Annotated in this window: 17 protein-coding genes, 3 tRNA genes and 2 pseudogenes; 13 read left to right on the forward strand and 9 right to left on the reverse strand. The window is 40.5% G+C overall.

Features of this window, described 5'->3' with window-relative positions:
• Together Q0037_RS00105 and Q0037_RS00110 are read left to right on the forward strand one after the other, a co-directional pair.
• Positions 1 to 449, forward strand: a pseudogene (locus Q0037_RS00105) (LPS-assembly protein LptD); the annotation flags it as partial.
• A 1-nt stretch (position 450) separates the two neighbouring features.
• Positions 451 to 831, forward strand: coding sequence for a RidA family protein (locus Q0037_RS00110; protein ID WP_297513556.1), 381 nt, complete (start codon positions 451 to 453; stop codon positions 829 to 831).
• A 2-nt stretch (positions 832 to 833) separates the two neighbouring features.
• Here Q0037_RS00110 and Q0037_RS00115 read toward each other — a convergent pair whose 3' ends face one another.
• From Q0037_RS00115 to Q0037_RS00135, 5 genes are all read right to left on the reverse strand, one after another.
• Positions 834 to 1202 (reverse strand): methylglyoxal synthase, encoded by a 369-nt coding sequence (locus tag Q0037_RS00115; RefSeq protein WP_297513559.1) that lies wholly within the window; start codon positions 1200 to 1202, stop codon positions 834 to 836.
• Positions 1203 to 1256: 54 nt separating this feature from the next.
• Positions 1257 to 2108 carry an N-acetylglucosamine kinase gene (locus Q0037_RS00120; RefSeq protein WP_297513562.1) on the reverse strand — a complete coding sequence of 284 codons (852 nt, stop codon included), beginning with the start codon at positions 2106 to 2108 and terminating at the stop codon, positions 1257 to 1259.
• A 70-nt stretch (positions 2109 to 2178) separates the two neighbouring features.
• Positions 2179 to 3180, reverse strand: coding sequence for a type I glyceraldehyde-3-phosphate dehydrogenase (gene gap, locus Q0037_RS00125; RefSeq protein ID WP_297513565.1), 1002 nt, complete (start codon positions 3178 to 3180; stop codon positions 2179 to 2181).
• Positions 3181 to 3219: 39 nt separating this feature from the next.
• Entirely contained in the window at positions 3220 to 4206 is a 987-nt protein-coding gene (gene pfkA, locus Q0037_RS00130) for a 6-phosphofructokinase (RefSeq protein ID WP_297513568.1), read from the reverse strand.
• Between the two features lie 151 nt (positions 4207 to 4357).
• The gene (locus tag Q0037_RS00135; RefSeq protein WP_297513571.1) at positions 4358 to 8887 is read right to left on the reverse strand and encodes a translocation/assembly module TamB domain-containing protein; all 4530 of its coding nucleotides are present in this window, start codon (positions 8885 to 8887) and stop codon (positions 4358 to 4360) included.
• Between the two features lie 106 nt (positions 8888 to 8993).
• Between Q0037_RS00135 and tsaD the strand changes: the two genes are divergently transcribed.
• From tsaD to Q0037_RS00165, 6 genes are read left to right on the forward strand one after another with little or no spacing between them, the layout of a single operon-like run.
• Positions 8994 to 10016 carry a tRNA (adenosine(37)-N6)-threonylcarbamoyltransferase complex transferase subunit TsaD gene (tsaD, locus tag Q0037_RS00140; protein ID WP_297513574.1) on the forward strand — a complete coding sequence of 341 codons (1023 nt, stop codon included), beginning with the start codon at positions 8994 to 8996 and terminating at the stop codon, positions 10014 to 10016.
• Positions 10017 to 10018: 2 nt separating this feature from the next.
• Positions 10019 to 10738, forward strand: a complete 720-nt coding sequence (locus Q0037_RS00145) for a 16S rRNA (uracil(1498)-N(3))-methyltransferase (RefSeq protein ID WP_297513576.1) — start codon at positions 10019 to 10021, stop codon at positions 10736 to 10738.
• Entirely contained in the window at positions 10725 to 11912 is a 1188-nt protein-coding gene (locus Q0037_RS00150; protein WP_297513578.1) for a thioredoxin family protein, read from the forward strand. The genes Q0037_RS00145 and Q0037_RS00150 overlap by 14 nt, the downstream gene beginning before the upstream one ends.
• Positions 11909 to 12550: a DUF4159 domain-containing protein gene (locus tag Q0037_RS00155; protein WP_297513581.1), complete on the forward strand. Its 642-nt coding sequence runs from the start codon at positions 11909 to 11911 to the stop codon at positions 12548 to 12550. Before Q0037_RS00150 ends, Q0037_RS00155 begins: the two co-directional genes overlap by 4 nt.
• A gap of 24 nt (positions 12551 to 12574) precedes the next feature.
• Positions 12575 to 13666, forward strand: coding sequence for an AI-2E family transporter (locus Q0037_RS00160; RefSeq protein WP_297513584.1), 1092 nt, complete (start codon positions 12575 to 12577; stop codon positions 13664 to 13666).
• A gap of 2 nt (positions 13667 to 13668) precedes the next feature.
• Positions 13669 to 14853: a class I SAM-dependent methyltransferase gene (locus Q0037_RS00165; protein ID WP_367274066.1), complete on the forward strand. Its 1185-nt coding sequence runs from the start codon at positions 13669 to 13671 to the stop codon at positions 14851 to 14853.
• Here the strand turns inward: Q0037_RS00165 and Q0037_RS00170 are convergent.
• A complete protein-coding gene (locus Q0037_RS00170) occupies positions 14850 to 15557 on the reverse strand; it encodes a M15 family metallopeptidase (protein WP_297513591.1) in 708 nt (235 codons plus the stop codon). The two genes, Q0037_RS00165 and Q0037_RS00170, sit on opposite strands and share 4 nt — an antisense overlap.
• Positions 15558 to 15696: 139 nt before the next feature.
• Here Q0037_RS00170 and Q0037_RS00175 point away from each other — a divergent pair, with 139 nt between their 5' ends.
• From Q0037_RS00175 to Q0037_RS00185, 3 genes and pseudogenes are all read left to right on the forward strand, one after another.
• The gene (locus tag Q0037_RS00175; protein ID WP_297513594.1) at positions 15697 to 16017 is read left to right on the forward strand and encodes a hypothetical protein; all 321 of its coding nucleotides are present in this window, start codon (positions 15697 to 15699) and stop codon (positions 16015 to 16017) included.
• Between the two features lie 55 nt (positions 16018 to 16072).
• Positions 16073 to 17155 carry an efflux RND transporter periplasmic adaptor subunit gene (locus tag Q0037_RS00180; protein ID WP_297513597.1) on the forward strand — a complete coding sequence of 361 codons (1083 nt, stop codon included), beginning with the start codon at positions 16073 to 16075 and terminating at the stop codon, positions 17153 to 17155.
• A gap of 24 nt (positions 17156 to 17179) precedes the next feature.
• A pseudogene (locus Q0037_RS00185) lies at positions 17180 to 18637 on the forward strand (efflux RND transporter permease subunit); the annotation flags it as partial.
• Positions 18638 to 18681: 44 nt separating this feature from the next.
• Here the strand turns inward: Q0037_RS00185 and Q0037_RS00190 are convergent.
• The 3 genes from Q0037_RS00190 to Q0037_RS00200 all read right to left on the reverse strand — a co-directional run bounded on the left by Q0037_RS00190 (position 18682) and on the right by Q0037_RS00200 (position 18926).
• A tRNA-Arg gene (locus Q0037_RS00190) sits at positions 18682 to 18755 on the reverse strand.
• A gap of 1 nt (position 18756) precedes the next feature.
• Positions 18757 to 18834: transfer RNA gene (locus Q0037_RS00195), tRNA-Pro, on the reverse strand.
• An 8-nt stretch (positions 18835 to 18842) separates the two neighbouring features.
• A tRNA-Ser gene (locus Q0037_RS00200) sits at positions 18843 to 18926 on the reverse strand.
• Between the two features lie 247 nt (positions 18927 to 19173).
• Between Q0037_RS00200 and Q0037_RS00205 the strand changes: the two genes are divergently transcribed.
• The gene (locus tag Q0037_RS00205) at positions 19174 to 20355 is read left to right on the forward strand and encodes an acetyl-CoA C-acyltransferase (RefSeq protein WP_297513600.1); all 1182 of its coding nucleotides are present in this window, start codon (positions 19174 to 19176) and stop codon (positions 20353 to 20355) included.
• A gap of 5 nt (positions 20356 to 20360) precedes the next feature.
• Positions 20361 to 21125, forward strand: coding sequence for a C40 family peptidase (locus Q0037_RS00210; RefSeq protein ID WP_297513603.1), 765 nt, complete (start codon positions 20361 to 20363; stop codon positions 21123 to 21125).
• Positions 21126 to 21129: the final 4 nt, after the last annotated feature.

Below are 21129 nucleotides of genomic sequence, written 5' to 3' on the forward strand. Positions count from 1 at the left end.
AAGGGCTCCGCAACGGTGGACGCAGTGATAATCTTTTTGGGGCCAATGAAGAAATCAATCGTATGGAGGATAAAGAGGAAAAAGAGGATACCTTTGCGGGCTTTTACAAGTCGATTATTCCCTGGGATATTAACTTAGCTTACGCCCTTACCTATGCCAATGATCGCGGTCAAAATGAGATTGTTGGAAATTCGCTCATGATTGCAGCCAATACTACCCTCACCTCCAAATGGTCTTTGGGAGTTTCAACAGGGTATGACTTCAAAAATAATGGTATTGTAGCCACAAACTTACGTATCAACAGAGACTTGGATAGTTGGAGTATGAACTTCAATTGGAGTCCTTTTGGATTGAACCAATTCTGGGGCTTTTTCATCGGTATCAAATCAGGTATGTTGAGCGATATTAAGTGGGATAAAAATTCACAACCGGACCGAACCTTACGTTAATATGAAAAAAATCATTTTTACAAAAAACGCTCCTGCTCCTATTGGCCCTTATAATCAAGCGGTGTTGGCAGGCAATACACTTTATACATCTGGGCAAATTGCGCTTCACCCCGAAACAGGCGAATTGGTCCTCACGGATATCGAAACAGAGACCCAACTAGTCATGGAAAATATGAAAGCCGTTTTGGCCGCTGCTGAAATGGATTTTTCTCACGTGGTAAAAACAAGTATTTTCATCATGAATATGGGTGATTTTGCTCGCATCAATGCCGTGTATGGTCGTTATTTTGATGAAAAATCGGCTCCAGCTCGAGAAACCGTTCAAGTCGCTTGTTTGCCCAAAAATGTCAACGTTGAAATCTCCATGATTGCCATTAAATAACCTTATTTTCGTAACGTTTCCACCAATCGTTTAGCTGTAGCCGCATTGGTGGCCAACGGCACATTGTGAACGTCACAAATGCGAATAAGCATGTTGATGTCCGCTTCATGCGCGTGACTAGAAGCTGGGTCTTTAAAAAACAAGACCATATGTGTTTTCCCTTCGGCGACCCGTGCTGCAATTTGTGCATCCCCGCCCATGGGTCCCGACAAATAGCGTTTGACCTTAAATCCAGCGGCCATCGCTTTACTTCCTGTGGTCCCTGTGGCAATAATCTTGATGCCTTCTTGTTGCAACAAGATTTTGTTTTCGTTTAAAAACTGAACCATATCGGCTTTCTTGCCGTCATGGGCAATAATTGCAATTTCCATAATCTTTTTTTACATAAAAAAAACTCCAAAAATAGGGAGTTTTAAAGTGAATGGTTATTTGTTTAAAATGTGATAGGCTATTAAACCGTCAATGGGTCGTCGTAGTACATTTCCTATTCGGATATTGTAGCGACTCAAAATCGCGGTGAGCTCTTCTTTTAAATAAAAGGCAATCGAACCTACAAAATGAACCGGTATTGTGTTATGTTGCGGGTATTGCATGATGTAATTTTCAACAAAATCGACCATTTCCATTTCGATATACTTTTGACAGAAAGGATGGTCTTTGTGTTTGATTAAAAACTTAGCAAATGTAGCCAAATACGCATTCGGATTGGGTTCTTTGTACAAATTGTGTTTTATATAATCGGGGTCAACATTATACTCCTCTTCAAATTCAAGGGCCAATTCTTTGGGCATTTTGTTAAAATAGTATCCGCGAATCAAATGGCGTCCAAAACGATTGCCCGAACAGTCGTCCATAGCAATATAACCTAGGGATTGCACTTTTTGATGCAAAACTTTACCGTCAAAATAGCTGCAATTGGACCCTGTTCCCAAGATACAAACGATGGCTTCTTCATCTTTGGGCGTGGTGGCATAAACGGCGGCATAGGTGTCTTCAAACACCGATACGATAGCTTGCGTAAAGTATTCTTTGAACACCTCCGTTAAAAAATCTTTCATGCGGTCGGTGCCGCAGCCAGCGCCATAAAAGTACAAATGGGTGGCTTTGTTTTTGTTGTGGGAAATGTCGAATTTATCATCTAATCGATCGATAATTTCGGCCTTGTCCAAAACTTCAGGATTTAAGCCTAACGATTGTGTAGTAAACAAAACTTTACCACTTTCATCTATAGCAATCCAATCGGCTTTGGTTGATCCACTATCTACTAATAATTTCATAGGTTGGTGTTTGGTTAGTCACAAAAAATCCCGAAAGGTTCACAAAGTAAACACTTTCGGGTTTTTATATTTATAGTGCAGCAATATGAACTGCTAAATCAATCAACTTACTTGAGTATCCGTATTCATTATCATACCAAGATACCAATTTGAAGAAGGTTGAATTCAATCCGATACCTGCTTTGGCATCTACTACCGATGTACGCGCATCGCCTACAAAATCTTGCGATACCACATCATCTTCAGTAAAACCAAGAATGCCTTTCATCTCATTTTCAGAGGCTTTCTTCAATACCGCCATGATTTCTTCATACGACGTTTCTTTGGCCACTTTAACGGTCAAATCAACAACAGAAACGTCTACCGTAGGAACACGGAACGACATTCCTGTAAGCTTGCCATTCAACGAAGGAATCACTTTTCCAACCGCTTTGGCCGCACCCGTAGAAGAAGGAATAATGTTCACACTTGCTGCGCGTCCACCACGCCAATCTTTGCGCGAGGGTCCGTCAGCAGTCATTTGCGTTGACGTAGTCGCGTGTACGGTTGTCATTAAACCTTCAACGATACCGAAATTGTCATGAATTACTTTGGCCAAGGGAGCCAAGCAATTGGTAGTACATGAGGCATTTGAAACCACTAAATCTGTTGGTTTCACTTCAGTATGGTTTACGCCCATTACAAACATTGGAGCATCGGCAGAAGGCGCTGAAATAATTACTTTTTTGGCACCCCCTTTCAAATGCGCACTCGCTGTTTCTACTGTCGTGAAGAATCCAGTACATTCCGCTACAACATCGACTCCTAATTCATCCCACTGAATGAATGCAGGATCTTTCTGTGCGGTTACGCGTATATACTTATCGTTGACATATAATTTACCGTCTCTTACGTCCACCGTTCCATTGAAACGCCCGTGAACTGAGTCATATTTTAACAAATATGCCAAATGGTCAACATCTAAAAGATCGTTGATAGCTACTACTTCGACATTAGCTCTATTATAGGTTTCTCTAAAAACGATACGACCAATACGACCGAAACCGTTTATTCCCAATTTCACTTTAGACATTTTCTCTTTATTTATGATTTAAACTTGATTATTAATAACTTAGATAGTCATGATATCGGATACGCGAACCAATTCCAAATCGATTTCGGTACGTCCTTTAATGGCATGTTCCAAAGGTGTGAGTGCTACTTTGTCATTAAGTAATCCCACCATGAAATTAGACTTACCTTCCAACAACGATTCCACTGCTTTTACCCCCAATCGTGAGGCAAGTACACGATCAAAACAGGAAGGTGAACCGCCGCGTTGCATGTGTCCTAATACGGATACACGCACATCGTATTCGGGCATGTTTTGTTCGACATAATCTTTTAATTCAAAGACATTTTTACCAATTTTATCGCCTTCGGCCACCACAACAATAGAGGAAGATTTACCCGATAATTTACTTCGTCGTAACGATTCGAGAAGACGCTCCAATCCCAAATCCTCTTCAGGGATAAGAATTTCTTCGGCTCCAGCGCCAATTCCAGCATTTAAAGCAATATGACCGGCATCACGACCCATAACTTCCACAAAAAACAAACGGTTATGGGAACTGGCTGTATCACGAATTTTATCAATCACTTCGACTACGGTATTCAAGGCTGTATCATAGCCAAGCGTGTGACTGGTTCCGAAAATATCATTATCAATTGTACCTGGAATTCCGATTACAGGAATTTTATATTCTTTATTAAAAATCTCGGCTCCGGTAAACGAACCGTCGCCACCGATAACCACTAAAGCCTCAATACCGGCTTCTTTCAACTTTTCATACGCTTTGGCTCTCCCCTCAGCGGTCATAAATTCTTTGGAACGGGCCGACTTCAAAATAGTCCCGCCTTTGTTAACGATATTATGCACCGAACGAGGTCCCATCTCTTTAAAATCGCCTTCAATCATTCCTTGATAGCCGCGGTAAATTCCCATACAATCCACATTGTAATAAGCACAAGCACGAACGACCGAACGAATGGCAGCATTCATCCCAGGGGAGTCACCTCCAGAAGTCAGAACCCCAATCTTTTTTAATCTTTTTGACATAATTCTCACTTTAATATTGTAAAATTAGCAAACCTGCAGGATATAGAATAGTAGATTTTTACCGCTTTCATAAAATCGGCAAACTTCAAACGATTTCGTTGATAAGTTTATTGTTTTTTAAATAAAAGGGAGCGAATTTATCAATGTCGCGTTAATCATCGTCAGGGACTGCCTCTTGATTGGGTTTGGGAGATTCTTGCGATTTTTCTTTTTTCTTTTTGCCCGATTCCATATCGATATAGTCGGGTAAATGTCCCGAATCGGAAGGTAAATTATGGGAAGCCGATTCGACTTGCACCGCTTTTTTACCAAAGATTTTTTTAATCAATTCATTAAAGGTGTCAAAGTCCACTTCATACGATACCCCTGCCCCTTGGGTATATCCAACGCCTTGACCGATGTAATTAATGTCATTTTCACGATTGAAAACACGTAAGTTCAACGTTCCATCTTCATTGACACGATACAACGCTTCAAAATTACCCACGATAGCCGTTTGCGAAACGCCACCCGTAGGTACACCGACCCGTCCATTAATCGTTATTCGGTCATTAATTTGGGTCGTAATATTGGCAACTAAACGACCGTCGGTAGGAGTCAAAGCGGTACGATCGGCTTGACTATAGGTAACATCGAGGATAAATTTTCCTTCTTTATCATTGAACAAATCACCAAACAAGGCGCCTGCTTTTTCGTAAAAACTATTGGTAATTTGGGATTGACTTAAGCCTTCCGGACTCAAAAATCCTCCCGTTGATAATAGATAGAGCGCTTGGGTTTGACGCGTATCTCGGTCACTCAGTTTAGTTTCGATTTCAGAGCGCATCACCGAACTCACATTGGGGAAATTGATAGCAAAATCAGGTTCAGGAGCCAAAACAGTTCCTTTCAATGAAATAACTACATCCACAGGAATCTTGCGGTTGAACGAAGCATTTTCGACCAAAACAGCGGGATTGGCGGTAATGTTTTGCGAAACGGCTTCCAAATTTAATTGGGCGCGATACGGGTTGCCTTCCCACACAATGGAGCCAAATCGTTTTACCTTGAATTTTTTATCAATCAAACCACCATATTTAAAATTATAGTAGCCATCCCAGACTTGAAAGTCGCCCGTCATTTCAAACTTGCCCAACGTATTGATGTTCATGAACAAGGTTCCCACCCCTGTTCCGCGCATACCGTGTTTGGATTCGCGATTTAAAATCACTTCAATGTTGGCTACTGGGGTGATGTTGAACTCAAAATTCATTTGCAAGCCATTGTAGTTTCTTACAAACTCAGCATCTCTTGGCGTTTCTCCGTTTTTTTCTTGGCGTGTTAAAAAATGAATGTAATTGTTCTCCGAGACGGCATCGGCATCATTAATAGGTATTTTAATGTCCGTTCCCTTTTGTGAAGTTGCTACCACATCGATTTCTAAGCCGTCGGTAGGTCCTTTAATCGTAGCCGATCCATCGATGAAGGCGGTTCCAAAATAGGCAGCATCTTCTTTATCTTGGGTATCTAATGCCAAAATACGATTGGAAGTAATATTCAAATCCAATTCCCAGTTGCCAAATTGTTTGTGGCGCACAAATCCTTGTAAAGTGCCTTCGGTATTGTATTTGGAATCCAATATTCGGGTACGTTGGATGATAAATCGGTCTTGTGTCACATCGACAATCGAATTGGGTTGCATTTGGTAATCCACATTCAAATACGGAATAGTTACCCCTGCTTCATCGACAAATAAACGTCCGTTGTAATCCACATTATTAATATTTCCATCGATTCGGGCATTTCCTGAGACAAAACCTCTAATCTTGGACAAAACCTCCCCTCCTAAATGATCGAGCACGCCCAAATTGAATTTCTGAAAGTTTAAATCCAAATCCACAAAAGTTTCTCCAGCTTGGGTTCTCAAATTCCCATCGGCGGTAAACGATCTAAAAAGTTCGTTTTCTATGGTAGAATGGATATCAAAGCGACTGAAATCTTCGTTTCCTTTGATTTGCAAACTAAGATCTCCTAAAACATTCTCGTTGACCAATAACTCATCTATTTCCACCTGTGCTGTGGGTTGATACACCGCATCTTTTTGTTTGATATTGACCGCGCCATTCACCTTTCCATCAAACACAAATTGGGGCACATCGGGTGTTATTTTATTTAAATTAACGTCGTGAAAGGTAAGTTTTAAATCTTTACTTTTTTGTGCTTCATTGATTAAACCACTGAGCGCCATGAACTCATTCTCGTGGGAAATGAGTAAGTCATCAAAGCGGAAATTATTTAAATTTTTATCAAAAACAATGCGGTTCTTATCATTATTATTGCTATTGATATACCACAAATAGTCTTTGAACATGACTTCTGACTTTCTAAATCCAATCACGTTATTCTTTTGTGCATCAATTGTATGGTACAAGTTTAAATTGTAAAAGTCGTTTCCTTTTTCGCCTCCTTTAAACTCGGTTCGAAAAGCCAAGGTGTCTTTGGACGTGGTATTGATTAACGAAAAATCACGAATCTTGTAATACTTTGTTTTTAGGGTATCTAACTGAACATAGGTATTATATAATGGATTTTTATTGTCGATTTCAAGTAGAAAATTATCCAAGTGATTACCAAAAACATCAACCGTCTTGGAGGTCAAATCCATTTTAAAATCGTTTTCATCACTGCGAATAACACCGGTTAAACGCGCATCCTCACTGAATGAAATTTCGGGATTGATGATTTCAATAATTTTATGAAACTCAACAAAGTCAAATTGTACATATTGACCCTTCTTAAGCATATTGGGGCGGTAATTGGCATACAGACTTCCCAAGGAATTTTCGACCATTTTGGCGATTTGTTCAAATTCAAATTTGCCTTGAATTTTTCCATTGACTTCATTGGGCGAATATAAAGTGACCACATGTTCGTTTTGACTATTGAAAGACGAATTTAACGTGAGGTAATCAAAAAAGTATTGGTCTTTTCGATTGATATACGAAGCATTGGTCAGTACTAAATCACCTTTCATGTTATTGATAGAGTTCCCTGTCATTTTGGTCACAATATCCCCACGAAAAACAGCGACTTCATCGGTAGAAAAGTTCAAACGCTTCAAATTGGCATAATCCACTCTTGCATGAAAATCATAGACATTCTCTTTCCGACTTAAGTCTACGACCCCATCAAAATCAAAAAATAAATTGGGATCATTAACATTGATTTTTCCTTTGAAATACGGCTTTTTAAAATTCCCATTAGCAAGAATGTTTTGGTAGGTATAGCCGTTGTAATCTATACTTTGAACCCCACCCGAAAACCGAATATCCAAGTATTTTTCGACAAATCCTTTCCCATCAACGGTTACATTAAGACTTACTTTTCCTATATCAGAACGCCCTAAAAAACGCCCCAAATCAAATTGATTCATGGCCAAAACCCCCGAATAAGAAGCATTGTCGATGTGATCAATATTGGACATTGTCAAATTACTACTCAATTCTCCAAGTAAAGTCACTAAATTAAAGTCCGCCTCAATCGTTTTGGGCGTAATTTCGGCAGTTCCATCGAGTTGAAATTGCCCTAATTTTTTGAGCGAAGAAGGTAACTTTTTACCTAAAACATTGGGAAGCAACGCGGTGAGATCATCATAATTGGAGGAAACTTTTTTAAATTTTCCTTTCATGTAAAAATCACCTTCATTACGTGTAGCAAACAAATTTCTAAAATTTATTGTGCCTACAATCTCAGAATTTAATAGATCACGCAAAATTAAACGTCGAGCAGTAAAATTATTGAGAGTACCATCCAATTTCCCCGAAAAATTGATGCGGTTGTTTTTTCCCATTTCGCTGTAAAAAAAGCGAATATCATTAGTCGCAATGGTGGCCAACTGGGTAGTAATGTCAAAACGAACTTTGTTATTGAAATCGGCAAAATCCTTACGCTCATAACGAAGAATGACATCGCCTTTGAAATGGGACTCTGCTGTTTTTAAGTCTGTTTTTTCTAACCGTATATTTTGCTTGGTATACGTAAACTGCGTCTCCATTTGGGTAACATCCAAGCCACGGTGGTCATGAAAAGCCATCCGGTCAACGTGGGTATATACGTTGGGTCCTTTGATTTTAAAATCGGACAAAACAGCATTTATCCGAGTAAAGTCGACGTCTTTGGGAACTTTTCGATTGTAATCCGTCATTCGGAAGGTGCTGTTTTTTAAGGTAATCGCTTCTGCTACCATGCGAAATTTGCCCGAAGAAGGTTTTCCATCATCAAAGGCAGCCACAAAATCATCCAAATTGGTATCGCGCTTTCCTTTAGGGGTTTTGATATCCAACAAGAGTTGGTCTACTTCCATTTTTCCAAAATAGAGGTTGCCCTCCATCAAAGAGTTAACATCCGACAATGTGGTGCGAATGCGTTGGGCAAAAATCAACGTATCTTTGGTACTATCCCGAACAATGACATCTTTGAGTTGTACCCCGCCAAAAATAGTAATCTCGACGCGATTCACTTGAATATTGGTGCCATAATCACGATTAATCTGTTCGGTAAAATAGTGAGCAATACGTGTTTGTACCACAGGAAGTGAGAGTGCGATAGCCGCAAAAATCAATAAAAGGAGCAACGCCAAAAGTGTACGAAGTACAATCTTCCGAATCTTTTTTCTGCGTGTATTTGTTTTTTTCTCTTCCAAAGTGAGGGTTGCGAATGGTCTAAATACGAAAAAGCGTACCTTTGCAAAGGTGTAAAAATACAGGATTTACGCTGTTGAAACCAAATTTAAACAAAAATTGTGCCTGATGTCGCAAGGTCCTATTTATATTTTAGCTTTAGAGAGTTCGTGTGATGATACGGCCGCGGCGGTATTGTGTGATTCAACAGTACTTTCGAATGTCGTGGCGCGGCAACACATCCATGAAGAATATGGGGGCGTTGTACCTGAATTAGCTTCACGTGCCCATCAGCAAAATATAGTTCCCGTAGTTGATGTTGCGCTCAAAAAAGCGGGCATTTCGCGCGAACAGTTGCATGCCATCGCTTTTACGCAAGGCCCTGGATTGATGGGGTCGCTTTTGGTAGGAACGTCCTTTGCCAAATCGATGGCTATGGGTTTGCAGATTCCATTGCTGGCAGTCAACCACATGCATGCCCATATTTTGGCGCATTTCATTACCGAAGAAGGCTACGACACACCCGAGTTTCCCTTTTTGGCTTTAACCATATCTGGGGGACATACACAAATTGTACTGGTGAATGATTTTTTTGATTTAAAAGTAATAGGCGAAACCACCGATGACGCTGTGGGCGAAGCCTTTGATAAGTCCGCAAAAATACTAGGGTTACCCTATCCCGGGGGACCTTTAATCGACCATTGGGCAAAAGAAGGCAATCCAAAACGGTTTCCATTTACGAGGCCCAAAGTAGACGGACTGAACTTTAGTTTTTCAGGGCTTAAGACACAAATTTTGTATTTCATTCAAAAAAATACGGCAGCGAATCCTAACTTTATTGAAGAAAATAAAGCCGATATCTGTGCTTCCATACAACACATTATCATTGCCATTCTGATGGAAAAATTGGAAATGGCCGTGGCGGAAACTGGAATTTCTCAAATTGCAATTGGTGGGGGTGTTTCGGCCAATTCTGGAATTCGTCAGGCTTTGGTGGAGGCTCGTCAACAAAAAGGATGGAAAACATTCATCCCAAAGTTTGAATATACCACCGACAATGCTGCTATGATTGGTATTGTGGGGTATTACCTTTATTTAAATCATCATTACGCCGCACGCGATGTTGTGGCCAAAGCACGTATTCCTTTTTAACCATGCAATTATTTTATAATTCAGCACTTACCCCCGAAACAAAGACCTTTACGTTTGATCGTGAGGAGAGCCGCCATATTATTAAAGTTTTACGAAAAAAAGAAGGCGATAGTATTCATGTTACCAACGGTTTAGGAAATTTATTCCACACCCAAATCACCTTGGCTTCAGACCACAAATGTACGGTTGAAATAGTAGAATGTACCTTTCAAAAACCAGCCTCCTATCGATTGCATTTGGCCGTGGCACCTACCAAAATGAATGAACGTTACGAATGGTTTTTGGAAAAAGCGACCGAAATTGGAATCCATGCCATCACTCCTATTCTTTGCGATCATTCGGAACGAACGGTATTCAAAACCGAGCGAATGGAAAAAATCATCATCGCTGCCATGAAGCAGTCCAATCAATTGTATTTACCTCTATTGCAATCACCTGTGTATTTCTCCACTTTTATACAACAATCTTTTTCAGGTCAAAAATTCATAGCCCATTGTGATGAAAGCCAACGTCAATCACTACAAGAGGCACTAAAAACGCAAGAGGATGTGCTCATTTTAATTGGACCCGAAGGCGATTTTTCTGTTAAAGAAATTGAAAGTGCTTGTGCAAAAGGTTTTGTTCCGATAACTTTGGGTAACACAAGACTTCGAACCGAAACGGCTGCCTTAGTGGCGTGTCATAGTGTTGTGTTTAAAAATGAACCGCATGAGAATAAGTAGTTTTCTTTTTTGTTTTTTGATCAGTGCCTTGGGTTGGTCACAAGCCAACATGATTTTTAAAGATCGGAATTATTTTGAAGCACAAAATGAAGCCCGCGAAAACAAGAAACCGATGGTAGTCATGTTTTATGCCAACTGGTGTGACCACTGCAAAAAAATGAAAAGTACGGTTTTGCAAGATACCGATGTGGTCCTATTATACGCTCAAAATTATATCACCGTGGCCATTGATGCTGAAAGTGATGCGGGAATTGCTTTGAAGCAAAAATTTAAAAATGATTTTAAGGTGCGCTCCTATCCTACTTTTGCCTTTTTATCCTCCAATGAGGTATATTGGGGAGGATTTTCGGGCGAAATGAAAAAGGAAAGTTTCATCGAAGAAGGCGCTAAATTGTTGCAAGCTGAAAATCAAATGCCCCAACTTAAAGCTGCATTTGAAACCGCCGTTAACAATCCAGAAGCGTGTTTAAAATATATTGCATCCGTTCGGAAAGCTGGATTTGACGCCACTTCGATTACACAACGCTATCTCAAAACGGTTCCCAAAGAAAATTTATTTACCGAATTGAATTGGCGGATTATAGCGAATGGTATCAATACGATCGAAGCTCCGGAATTTCAATGGATCATTGACTATCAAAAAGAATTTGGACAAGCTGCTAGTCCGCAACGGGTCGAGAAAAAAATTATTTTTACCGTTCAAGATAACCTGCGTGGTGCGGCAGATGCATTGGATACCTTAAGTTATCGAAAAAAAAGAGTTTTTGTGGAGAAAATTCAGTGGCGAAAAACCGATTCGTTACTTTATAAATACGATACGCAATTGTATGCTAGTGTTCAAGATTGGAAACGCTACCAACAGGTTACGCTTGAAAAAACAGATACCTTTGCCTCCAGAGATGCCAACCAACTGATTGAGAATGCTTCGGTCTATTTGAATTACATCCAACAACCCGATGCGTTACGAAAAGCAATTGCTTGGGTTGACAAAGCCATTGCACTGAGTGAAAACGCCGAAAAACACTTGGTGAAAGCCAAATTATACCTCAAATTAAAAGATAAAAATCAAGCGCTCCAAGCTGCCGAAACCGCCAAAAAGTGGTCGGAACAGATGGGTTGGAGCAGTTCAGAAAGTGATATTGTGATACAGGAAATAAAAGCCGCCAAACTATGAGAAAGTTATTAATTGGCTTGTGTTTACTTGCCACTTTAGGGAACCAAGCACAAGAAATCGCATTGTTAAAATACAGTGGTGGTGGCGACTGGTATGCCAATCCAACCGCTTTACCCAATTTAATTCGGTATTGCAACAGTTCCCTAAATACTAAAATAGAAACCAAACCTGCGACTGTTGAACCCTCTAGTCCCGATTTATTTTCCTATCCTTTTGTACACATGACGGGGCATGGTAATGTGGTGTTTAGCGCAGCCGATATCGCAAACCTTCGTAATTATTTGCTCTCTGGTGGATTTTTACACATCGATGACAATTACGGCATGGATGAGTTTATACGGAAAGAGATTAAGCGTTTATTTCCTGAAAAAAACTTGGTAGAACTGCCCGCCAATCACCCGATTTTTCAAGGGCCGAATGTGTTTGCCTCTGGATTGCCTAAAATTCACGAACATGATGGCAAACGTCCTCAAGCGTTTGGAATTTTTGAAAACAATCGACTGATTCTGTTGTATACGTTTGAATGCGATTTGGGCGATGGATGGGAAGATTCCGATGTACACAACGACCCAAAAGAAGTTCGCGAAAAAGCACTGAAAATGGGTGCGAATCTAATTCACTACGTTTTCAATAACTAATATTCACTGACAAATCGCAATTCTATGACCCCTTCCAAAACTATCGCTCTCGGTATTCTTCAGGCTCTCGCTGTTATTGTATTGGTGGGCTTGGGATTGTATTTTATCTATTGCATCCAAGCGGTGATTGTTTACCTTTTGGTGTCGATTGTAATGGCGTTGATTGCCAATCCCATTGTGGAATTTTTACGCCGAAGATTAAAGTTTGGAAATACTTTGGCCGTAGCTTTTACCTTAACCTTGTTTGTGCTTTTACTCGTGGGGTTAATTTCTTTATTCATACCCCTTATCATCACCCAAGGCAACAAACTCTCCTTGTTGGATGCCCATGCCATTGAAATACGTTTGATGGCGCTTTACCAACAAGTGGATACCTATTTAAATCAACACAATATGGATTTGGATGGATGGATAAAACAGTCCGATATCACCTCCAAACTGAAATTTAATTCGATAACCGATTTTCTAAATGGAATCATCAATACGGTAAGTAGTCTCAGTATTGGACTCGTATCGGTGTTTTTCATCACGTTTTTCTTTTTAAAAGATAAGGTGCAATTTTTAGTAGGCGCCAAATATGTATTGCCCGAAAAACACCAAGAACCCATTTTAGAGTCGGTAGATAAAATTCGTGAACTACTCAGTCGTTACTTCATTGGACTCATCATTCAGCTGACTATTGTTTGCATTTTATACTTAGTTGTTCTGCTCATTTTTGATGTCGAAAATGCCTTTGTCATCGCTTTTTTGTGTGCTTTGCTCAATATTATTCCGTATGTAGGCCCCATGATTGGAACCGTAATTGCTGGCATATTGACGATGCTTTCCAACATCAATGCCGATTTTTCTTCAGTGACCTTACCGACTACCCTTTACGTATTAATCGGATTTTTCATCGTACAGATGATTGATAACAACATCACCTCACCTATTATTTTTTCAAAAAGTGTAAAATCGCATCCGTTGGAAATTTTCTTGGTGGTTTTGATTGCAGGAATTTTATTCGGAATCATGGGCATGATTATCGCCGTTCCTACTTTTACCATTGTGAAAGTTATTGCTAAAACCTTTTTCCCAGAAGCCAATATTGTGCGTCAAATGACCAAGAACATATAACAATGATTGATCATTCGCTTTTGGAACCCGAAGTGCAAGACTTCATCAATGCACATTTAACTACCCCTGTGTCAGGATTGGCGTTGCAAAAAAATCCGTTTCCACACCTCGATTACAAACGCATACTGCAACAAATTGAATCCAAGGCCAAAGCGGCACAAAAATTACCGACTTGGTTTAACACCCCCTTGTGTTTGTATCCTTCAAAAATTTCGATAGAACAAACCTCGTCCGAAATTACGGCCTCTTACAAAGCGCAGACGATCCACGGAGCAAGTCTCATAGACCTAACGGGAGGTTTTGGCGTAGATGCTTACTATTTTGCACACCATTTTAAATCGGTGGTGCATTGCGAGCAAGATGTCCAATTGTCAGCAGTTGTAGCGCATAACTGTAGTACAATGAACGTCCAAAATATTGACCTTTTTTCAGGCGATGGTTTGGACTATTTGCGTGAAAAAAACTTGCGATTTGATTGGATTTACATCGACCCGTCGCGACGTCATGAAGAAAAAGGAAAAGTATTTTTCCTTCGGGATTGTGCGCCCAATGTTCCCGAACTATTGGAAGAATATTTTAAGTATACCGATCAGATACTCATCAAAACAGCGCCGCTTTTGGATATTTCAGCTGTACTTCAAGAACTAAAGTATGTGACAGAAGTACAAGTGATTGCGGTGCAAAATGAAGTGAAAGAATTGTTGTTTTACCTGCGAAAAAATAATGCTGTTCCCCTTCAAATTACAGCGGTGACCTTGTTTAAAGCCGATAACGCCTCTTTGTTTACCCATGAATTTGGGGTGCGTGTTCCCATCGAACTTGCGGCACCACAAACCTATTTGTATGAGCCCAATGCTGCTTTGATGAAATCGGGAGGCTATGATGTACTGGCGGATCAATTGGAGCTAAAAAAACTACACATCCATACCCATTTATTTACGTCCACATCGCTTATCGACTATCCTGGACGACGGTTTCAAATCGTGCGCGTCTTTCCTTATCAAAAAACAGCAATGAAATCACTATTGGGGAAAAAAGGACATGTGGCCACGCGGAACTTCCCTGAAAGTGTAGCTGATTTACGCAAAAAATGGAAAATTGCCGATGGAGGTACAAGCTATTGGTTTTTTGTGACCTTGGAAAAAGGAGAGAAAGTCGTACTTGAAACAGAAAAAATCAGCGATTAAGGACATTCCCATTTAAAGTTGGCTAACGGATCTTTGAGAGAACCCGCCAGATTGTAATGCCACCATTCCGACTTGAAAGCTCTAAAATTATGGCGCAACATCACTTCTTTTAGAAAAGCGCGATTAGCTCTGACTTTGGCTGGTAAATTTGCATACGCATGCGCAGCTTCGGGGCCAAAATGATCAAAGGAGGTTCCCATATCCAATTCATTTCCTTCTTTGTCTACCAGCGTAATATCTACCGCTCCCCCTCGATTGTGAATCGAACCGCGTTTGGGGTCGGCGACATAGTCTGCATCAGGTAAAATAGCCCACATTTTCTTTTGAATGTCCAAGGGACGGTAGCAATCATAAATTTTAATCCGATACCCTTTTTCCAAAAACTCATGGTTGGCCTCAATTAAGTTTCGAACGGTTTTCATGCGCAAATAACATTCGGAACAGTCATACACTGCCGTTTTCAAAAAATTATCGGAGGAAGCATATTTCATATCAAACACAAAAAAGCCTTCATAATTGCGTACCCTTACAAAAGCCGTATCATGGATGCCCTCGTAAATGGCTAACGATTTTGAATTCAAATAATTATTTTTCAAAAAGTCACGATTGGAAAAAGCTTTATCCGTCGACGAGCATCCCATCAATAGCAAACAAAGTAATCCCAAAAAGCAACTGATTTTCATAGTACTACGGTAGTAATTCATAGGCTTTATAAGCTTTTGAAAAATACAAAAAAACCAACAGTAATCGTATTTTTTCAAATGTTAAATTAATTACAAAGTCGCAAGCTGTCCTTTTTATATCTATTAATTTTGCCTCACTTAAAACAAAGAAATGCAATCTATGCAATCGTTTCGTTCGTTTTTAATTTTCATTTTCAGTGCACTGATGACATTGTCGGTCGGGCTAAAGCACTGTGATGAAGTTTTGGATATGAGCGTCAAAAAAGCGATTGAATCGGTGCAAGACACGGCAGAAGAGAATCCGATTTCTACGACACAACAGCAAGTTCGATTACAACAGCAAAAAGTTACCCAAAAGCAATCTTGTGCTCCTGTTCAAAAGGAGAGCTTGGTATTTCTCCCTTCAACCCTTTTTACCAAAAATACGCCTTCACTGTTGCATCGAACGCAACGGTTTTTACATATTTTTCACCTTTTTTGATTCCGATTTTCGTACCCATTTTAACAGAAAATCAATTGTAATCAAAAAATACCCTATGAAAAATCTCGTTTTGGGACTTCTAGCCTTGGGGCTGGTAAGTGCCTGTCAACGTTCAAATTCTGCTGAGAATAAGGAAAATAAAGCATACCCTGTTTTGGAAGTTGTCGAAAAAGACACCTTAATTTCCAACGATTTTGTGACGGATATTCAAGCCAAAAAGAATATTGAAATTCGATCGCGTATTTCGGGTATCCTCCACCATATTTATGTCAACGAAGGACAATATGTCAAAAAAGGACAACCTTTGTTCAAAATCAATGATGCCGAATTACGAATGGAACTTTCCAAGGCTACCGCGGGCTTACAGCAAGCGACCGCCGATGTTCGTATGGCTGAGATTGAACTCAATCAACACCAAAGTCTTTTCAATAAAGCCATCATTGCCAAGAATGAATTGGACATGATTAAAGCCAAATTGGAAGCCAAAAAAGCACAACGTTCTTTCATGGAAGCAGAACGAAATACCGTGTTGCAAAAAATTGCTTTCACCAAAATCACGGCCCCTTTTGATGGTGTGATTGACGTGATTCCTTTCAAAGAAGGAAGTTTGATTGAAAACGGCGCTTTGTTAACAACGTTTTCACAACTGGAAGAAGTATATGCCTACTTCTCTATCCCTGAAAGTCTGTATTTTCAACTCATTGCTGAAGATAAACTTGGGAAACATCAGAAAATTGAATTAGTGTTACCCAACGGGGTGCATTATGATTACAAAGGTACTCTAAAATCGGCCGAGAGCGAAATTGACCGAAGCACGGGTTCTATTCGTTTTAAGGCCGCTTTCCCCAATCCTGAACACTTGATAAAACATGGAACATCGGGTAAATTGGTCATTTCGGAAACGCGAAAAGATGTAATTACCATTCCCAAAAAATCAACCTTTTCGATTCAGGATAAAACCTATGTTTTTGTGGTAGATTCTAACCAAAAAGTTCGCATGCGCACGATTCAAATCGGAGCGGTGCTTTCTTCCAATTACTTGGTGAATCGCGGTATTGAAGAAGGCGACCGTATCATTTACGAAGGCACACAATCGCTTCGTGATGGAGATCGTATTCAAATCAGTTCCAAAATTTAAGGATTCACGACAAAATCATTTTCCATGATCGAGCTATTTATCCGACGCAAGGTATTATCCTTGGTCATCTCTATATTTTTTGTTTTATTGGGTGTTATGGCTTTGTTGCAATTGCCCATTACTCAATTCCCAGACATTGTCCCTCCCTCTGTAACAGTTACGGCCAAATATACGGGAGCGAATGCAGAAGTTTCAGCCAATGCAGTGGCCTTACCGCTTGAACGTGCCATCAATGGAGTCCCCGGAATGACCTATATGTCGACCGTAACTTCCAATGACGGTTTAACCATGATTCAGGTGTTCTTCGAAGTTGGAACCGATCCCGATGTGGCAGCCGTAAACGTTCAAAACCGTGTAACAACTGTTTTGGATGAATTGCCGGAAGAGGTTATCCGAGCTGGAGTAACCACCGAAAAAGAAGTGAATAGTATGTTGATGTACCTCAATATTACGAGTGAGGACAAAAACATGGACGAGCAGTTTATCTACAACTTTACCGATATCAATGTTTTACAAGAGTTAAAGCGTATTGACGGTGTGGGTCGTGCCGAAATCATGGGGCAAAAAGAATACTCCATGCGGGTGTGGTTGGATCCCCAAAAACTAAATGCCTATTCAATTTCAGCACAAGAAGTCATTGCGGCTTTACGGGCACAAAACATTGCTGCAGCTCCCGGTAAAGTGGGAGAAACCTCAGGAAAAACCTCCAGTCAGTTGCAATATGTGGTCAAATACACGGGGAAATTTGCCACCCCCGAACAATATGAAGAAATTCCCTTACGCGCAGATGCTTCAGGTACCATTTTAAAGTTAAAAGACGTCGCCAAAGTTGAATTTGGAGCAATGAGTTACGGGATGGTTTCTAAAACCGATGGAAAACCCTCGGCCTCCATTATGATGAAACAGCGTCCCGGCTCGAATGCATCTGAGGTTATTGAACGGGTGAAAGCCAAGATGGCCGAGTTGAAAGGCACTTCTTTTCCACCGGGCATGAATTACAACTTGGCCTATGATGTTTCCCGATTTTTGGATGCTTCTGTTAGTGCCGTAATCAAAACGTTATTGGAAGCATTCTTATTAGTGGGAATTGTCGTCTTTCTGTTTTTACAAGATTGGCGTTCCACTTTAATTTCTGTCTTGGCGGTACCTGTAGCCTTAATTGGAACCTTCGCATTCATGCAAATGCTAGGTTTTTCCATCAACTTATTAACCCTATTTGCCTTGGTTTTAGCTATTGGTATCGTAGTCGACAATGCGATTGTAGTGGTGGAAGCCGTTCACGTAAAGATGGAAGAAGGCTTAGCGCCCTATGAAGCGACTGTCGCGTCGATGAAAGAAATTGCTGGAGCTGTTTTGGCCATAACATTGGTAATGTCGGCGGTATTTATTCCCGTAGCCTTTTTGAGCGGACCCGTTGGCGTTTTCTATCGACAATTTTCGCTGACCTTAGCCATAAGTATCGTAATTTCAGGGGTTAATGCATTTATTGTTCAAACAAAAAAAGCCCCAAAACAGAGGCTTTACTGTGATCCAGTCAGGATTCGAACCTGAGACCTACTGCTTAGAAGGCAGTTGCTCTATCCAGCTGAGCTACTGGACCTTGGTCGGGGTGGCAGGATTCGAACCTGCGGCCTCCTGCTCCCAAAGCAGGCGCGATAACCGGGCTACGCTACACCCCGAAAAGAAGCGGAGAGACAGGGACTCGAACCCTGGCGACGGTTACCCGTCGACAGATTAGCAATCTGCTCCGTTACCACTCCGGCACCTCTCCTGATTCTTAAAAATAAAGAACTTTCGCTTAAAGCGGTTGCAAATGTAACGCAACAAAGTAAAAAATACAACTATTTACTCTTATTTTTTATGAATTTATGCTATCGAAAAATAAATCCATTCGTTATCAATTCAATAGCGTTTAAAAAAGTAAAATAACCGTGAAAATACAAGGGGAAAATCAGGCTATTTCCTAAAAAATAGTAGATTTGCACTACAAACAAACCAATTGAAATTTTAAAATTAATATGAGTAAAAAAGTGGTCATCGTTTCGGCAGCTCGAACTCCAATCGGAAGTTTTATGGGTGCTCTATCCTCGGTTGCTGCCCCCCATTTAGGAGCAGCTGCCATTAAAGGTGCTTTAGCAAAAATTCAACTCGACCCCAATCTGGTCGATGAAGTCTTGATGGGCAATGTTGTTCAGGCAGGTGTCGGACAAGCACCGGCACGTCAAGCGGCTTTATTCGCTGGATTGTCTGAAAATGTAGCGTGCACAACAGTCAATAAGGTGTGCGCCTCAGGGATGAAAGCGATCATGCAAGGAGCTCAAGCGATTATGGCCGGCGATGCCGAAATTGTTGTTGCAGGTGGAATGGAAAATATGAGTATGATTCCCCATTACGTTCATCTGCGTAATGGTGTAAAATTTGGTCCTACTTCACTTGTGGATGGCATGCAAAAAGATGGGTTAACCGATGCCTATGACCATAATGCTATGGGCGTTTGTGCCGATTTATGTGCTACCGAATACCAGATTAGTCGTGAAGAACAAGACCAATTTGCCATACAATCTTACCAGCGTTCGGCTTCCGCTTGGGATCAAGGAAAATTTGAAGCGGAAGTCGTTCCTGTCGCTGTACCCCAACGCAAAGGGGAACCTATTATGGTTACGCGCGACGAAGAATACACCAACGTACGATTAGATAAAATTCCAACACTTAGTCCCGTATTCACTAAAGAGGGAACGGTCACTGCCGCAAATGCGTCTACCATCAATGACGGAGCTGCAGCTGTCGTTTTAATGAGTGCTGAGAAAGCAGAAGAATTGGGATTGCAACCTTTGGCGGTTATCCGTGGGTACGCTGATGCAGCACAAGAACCAAAATGGTTTACTACAGCGCCTGCAAAAGCCTTACCTAAAGCCCTTGCAAAAGCGGGATTGACTATCGATGAAGTGGACTTTTTTGAGTTCAATGAAGCATTCTCTGTGGTAGGTCTTGCCAATGCAAAGATTTTAAATTTACCGAATGATAAAGTCAATGTAAATGGCGGTGCTGTTTCATTAGGTCACCCTCTTGGATGTTCTGGAGCGCGCATTATCGTTACTTTACTCCATGTTTTACAGCAAAATAATGCAAAATTGGGGGCTGCGGCCATTTGTAATGGTGGCGGAGGTGCTTCTGCTTTAGTTATAGAACGAATTGCCTAATTAGAATGAAGTTTGCCCTTTGTACCCTTTCTGTAATTCCGCTGCGCGCCGAACCGAGTGACCGAAGTGAAATGGTGTCACAAGTGTTGTTTGGAGAACATTTTGAAATTATAGATAAAGAAAAACAATGGCTGAGAATCAAACTTCATTTCGATCAGTACGAGGGATGGATTGACCGAAAACAATGCCTAGAAATTACACAAGACCAGTTTGAAAAATTATCGCAAGATGCTTTAATCTTAAATGCAGATTTGGTTGAATATGTGATAACCCCCGAGAATCAGTTAATTCCATTGTTATTGGGTGCTTCACTGACTTTTTTAAACCACGCGGATGTTAATCGGACGCAATTCGGATTTGAAGGGTTAAAGATTACAGGGAAAAAACCAAAATCGGAATTAATTCCCACGGCATTTATGTACTTGAATGCACCCTATTTGTGGGGAGGAAAATCGCCTTTTGGTATTGATTGCTCTGGTTTTACGCAAATGGTTTACAAACTCAATGGGTATGCTCTTTTACGCGATGCCTCGCAACAAGCCACACAAGGCGAAGTGTTGAGTTTTATTGAAGAAAGCGAACCTGGTGATTTGGCATTTTTTGATAATGAAGATGGCAAAATCATCCACGTTGGAATCATTTTAGAAAACAATTACATCATTCATGCCAGTGGCAAAGTTCGCGTCGATCGATTAGACCATTTGGGTATTTACAATGCAGAGGAAAATCGACATACCCATCGTTTACGGGTGATCAAAAAATTGATATAAAAAA

Origin of the sequence: Flavobacterium sp., from assembly GCF_027482425.1 — a bacterium.
GTDB lineage: Bacteria > Bacteroidota > Bacteroidia > Flavobacteriales > Flavobacteriaceae > Flavobacterium.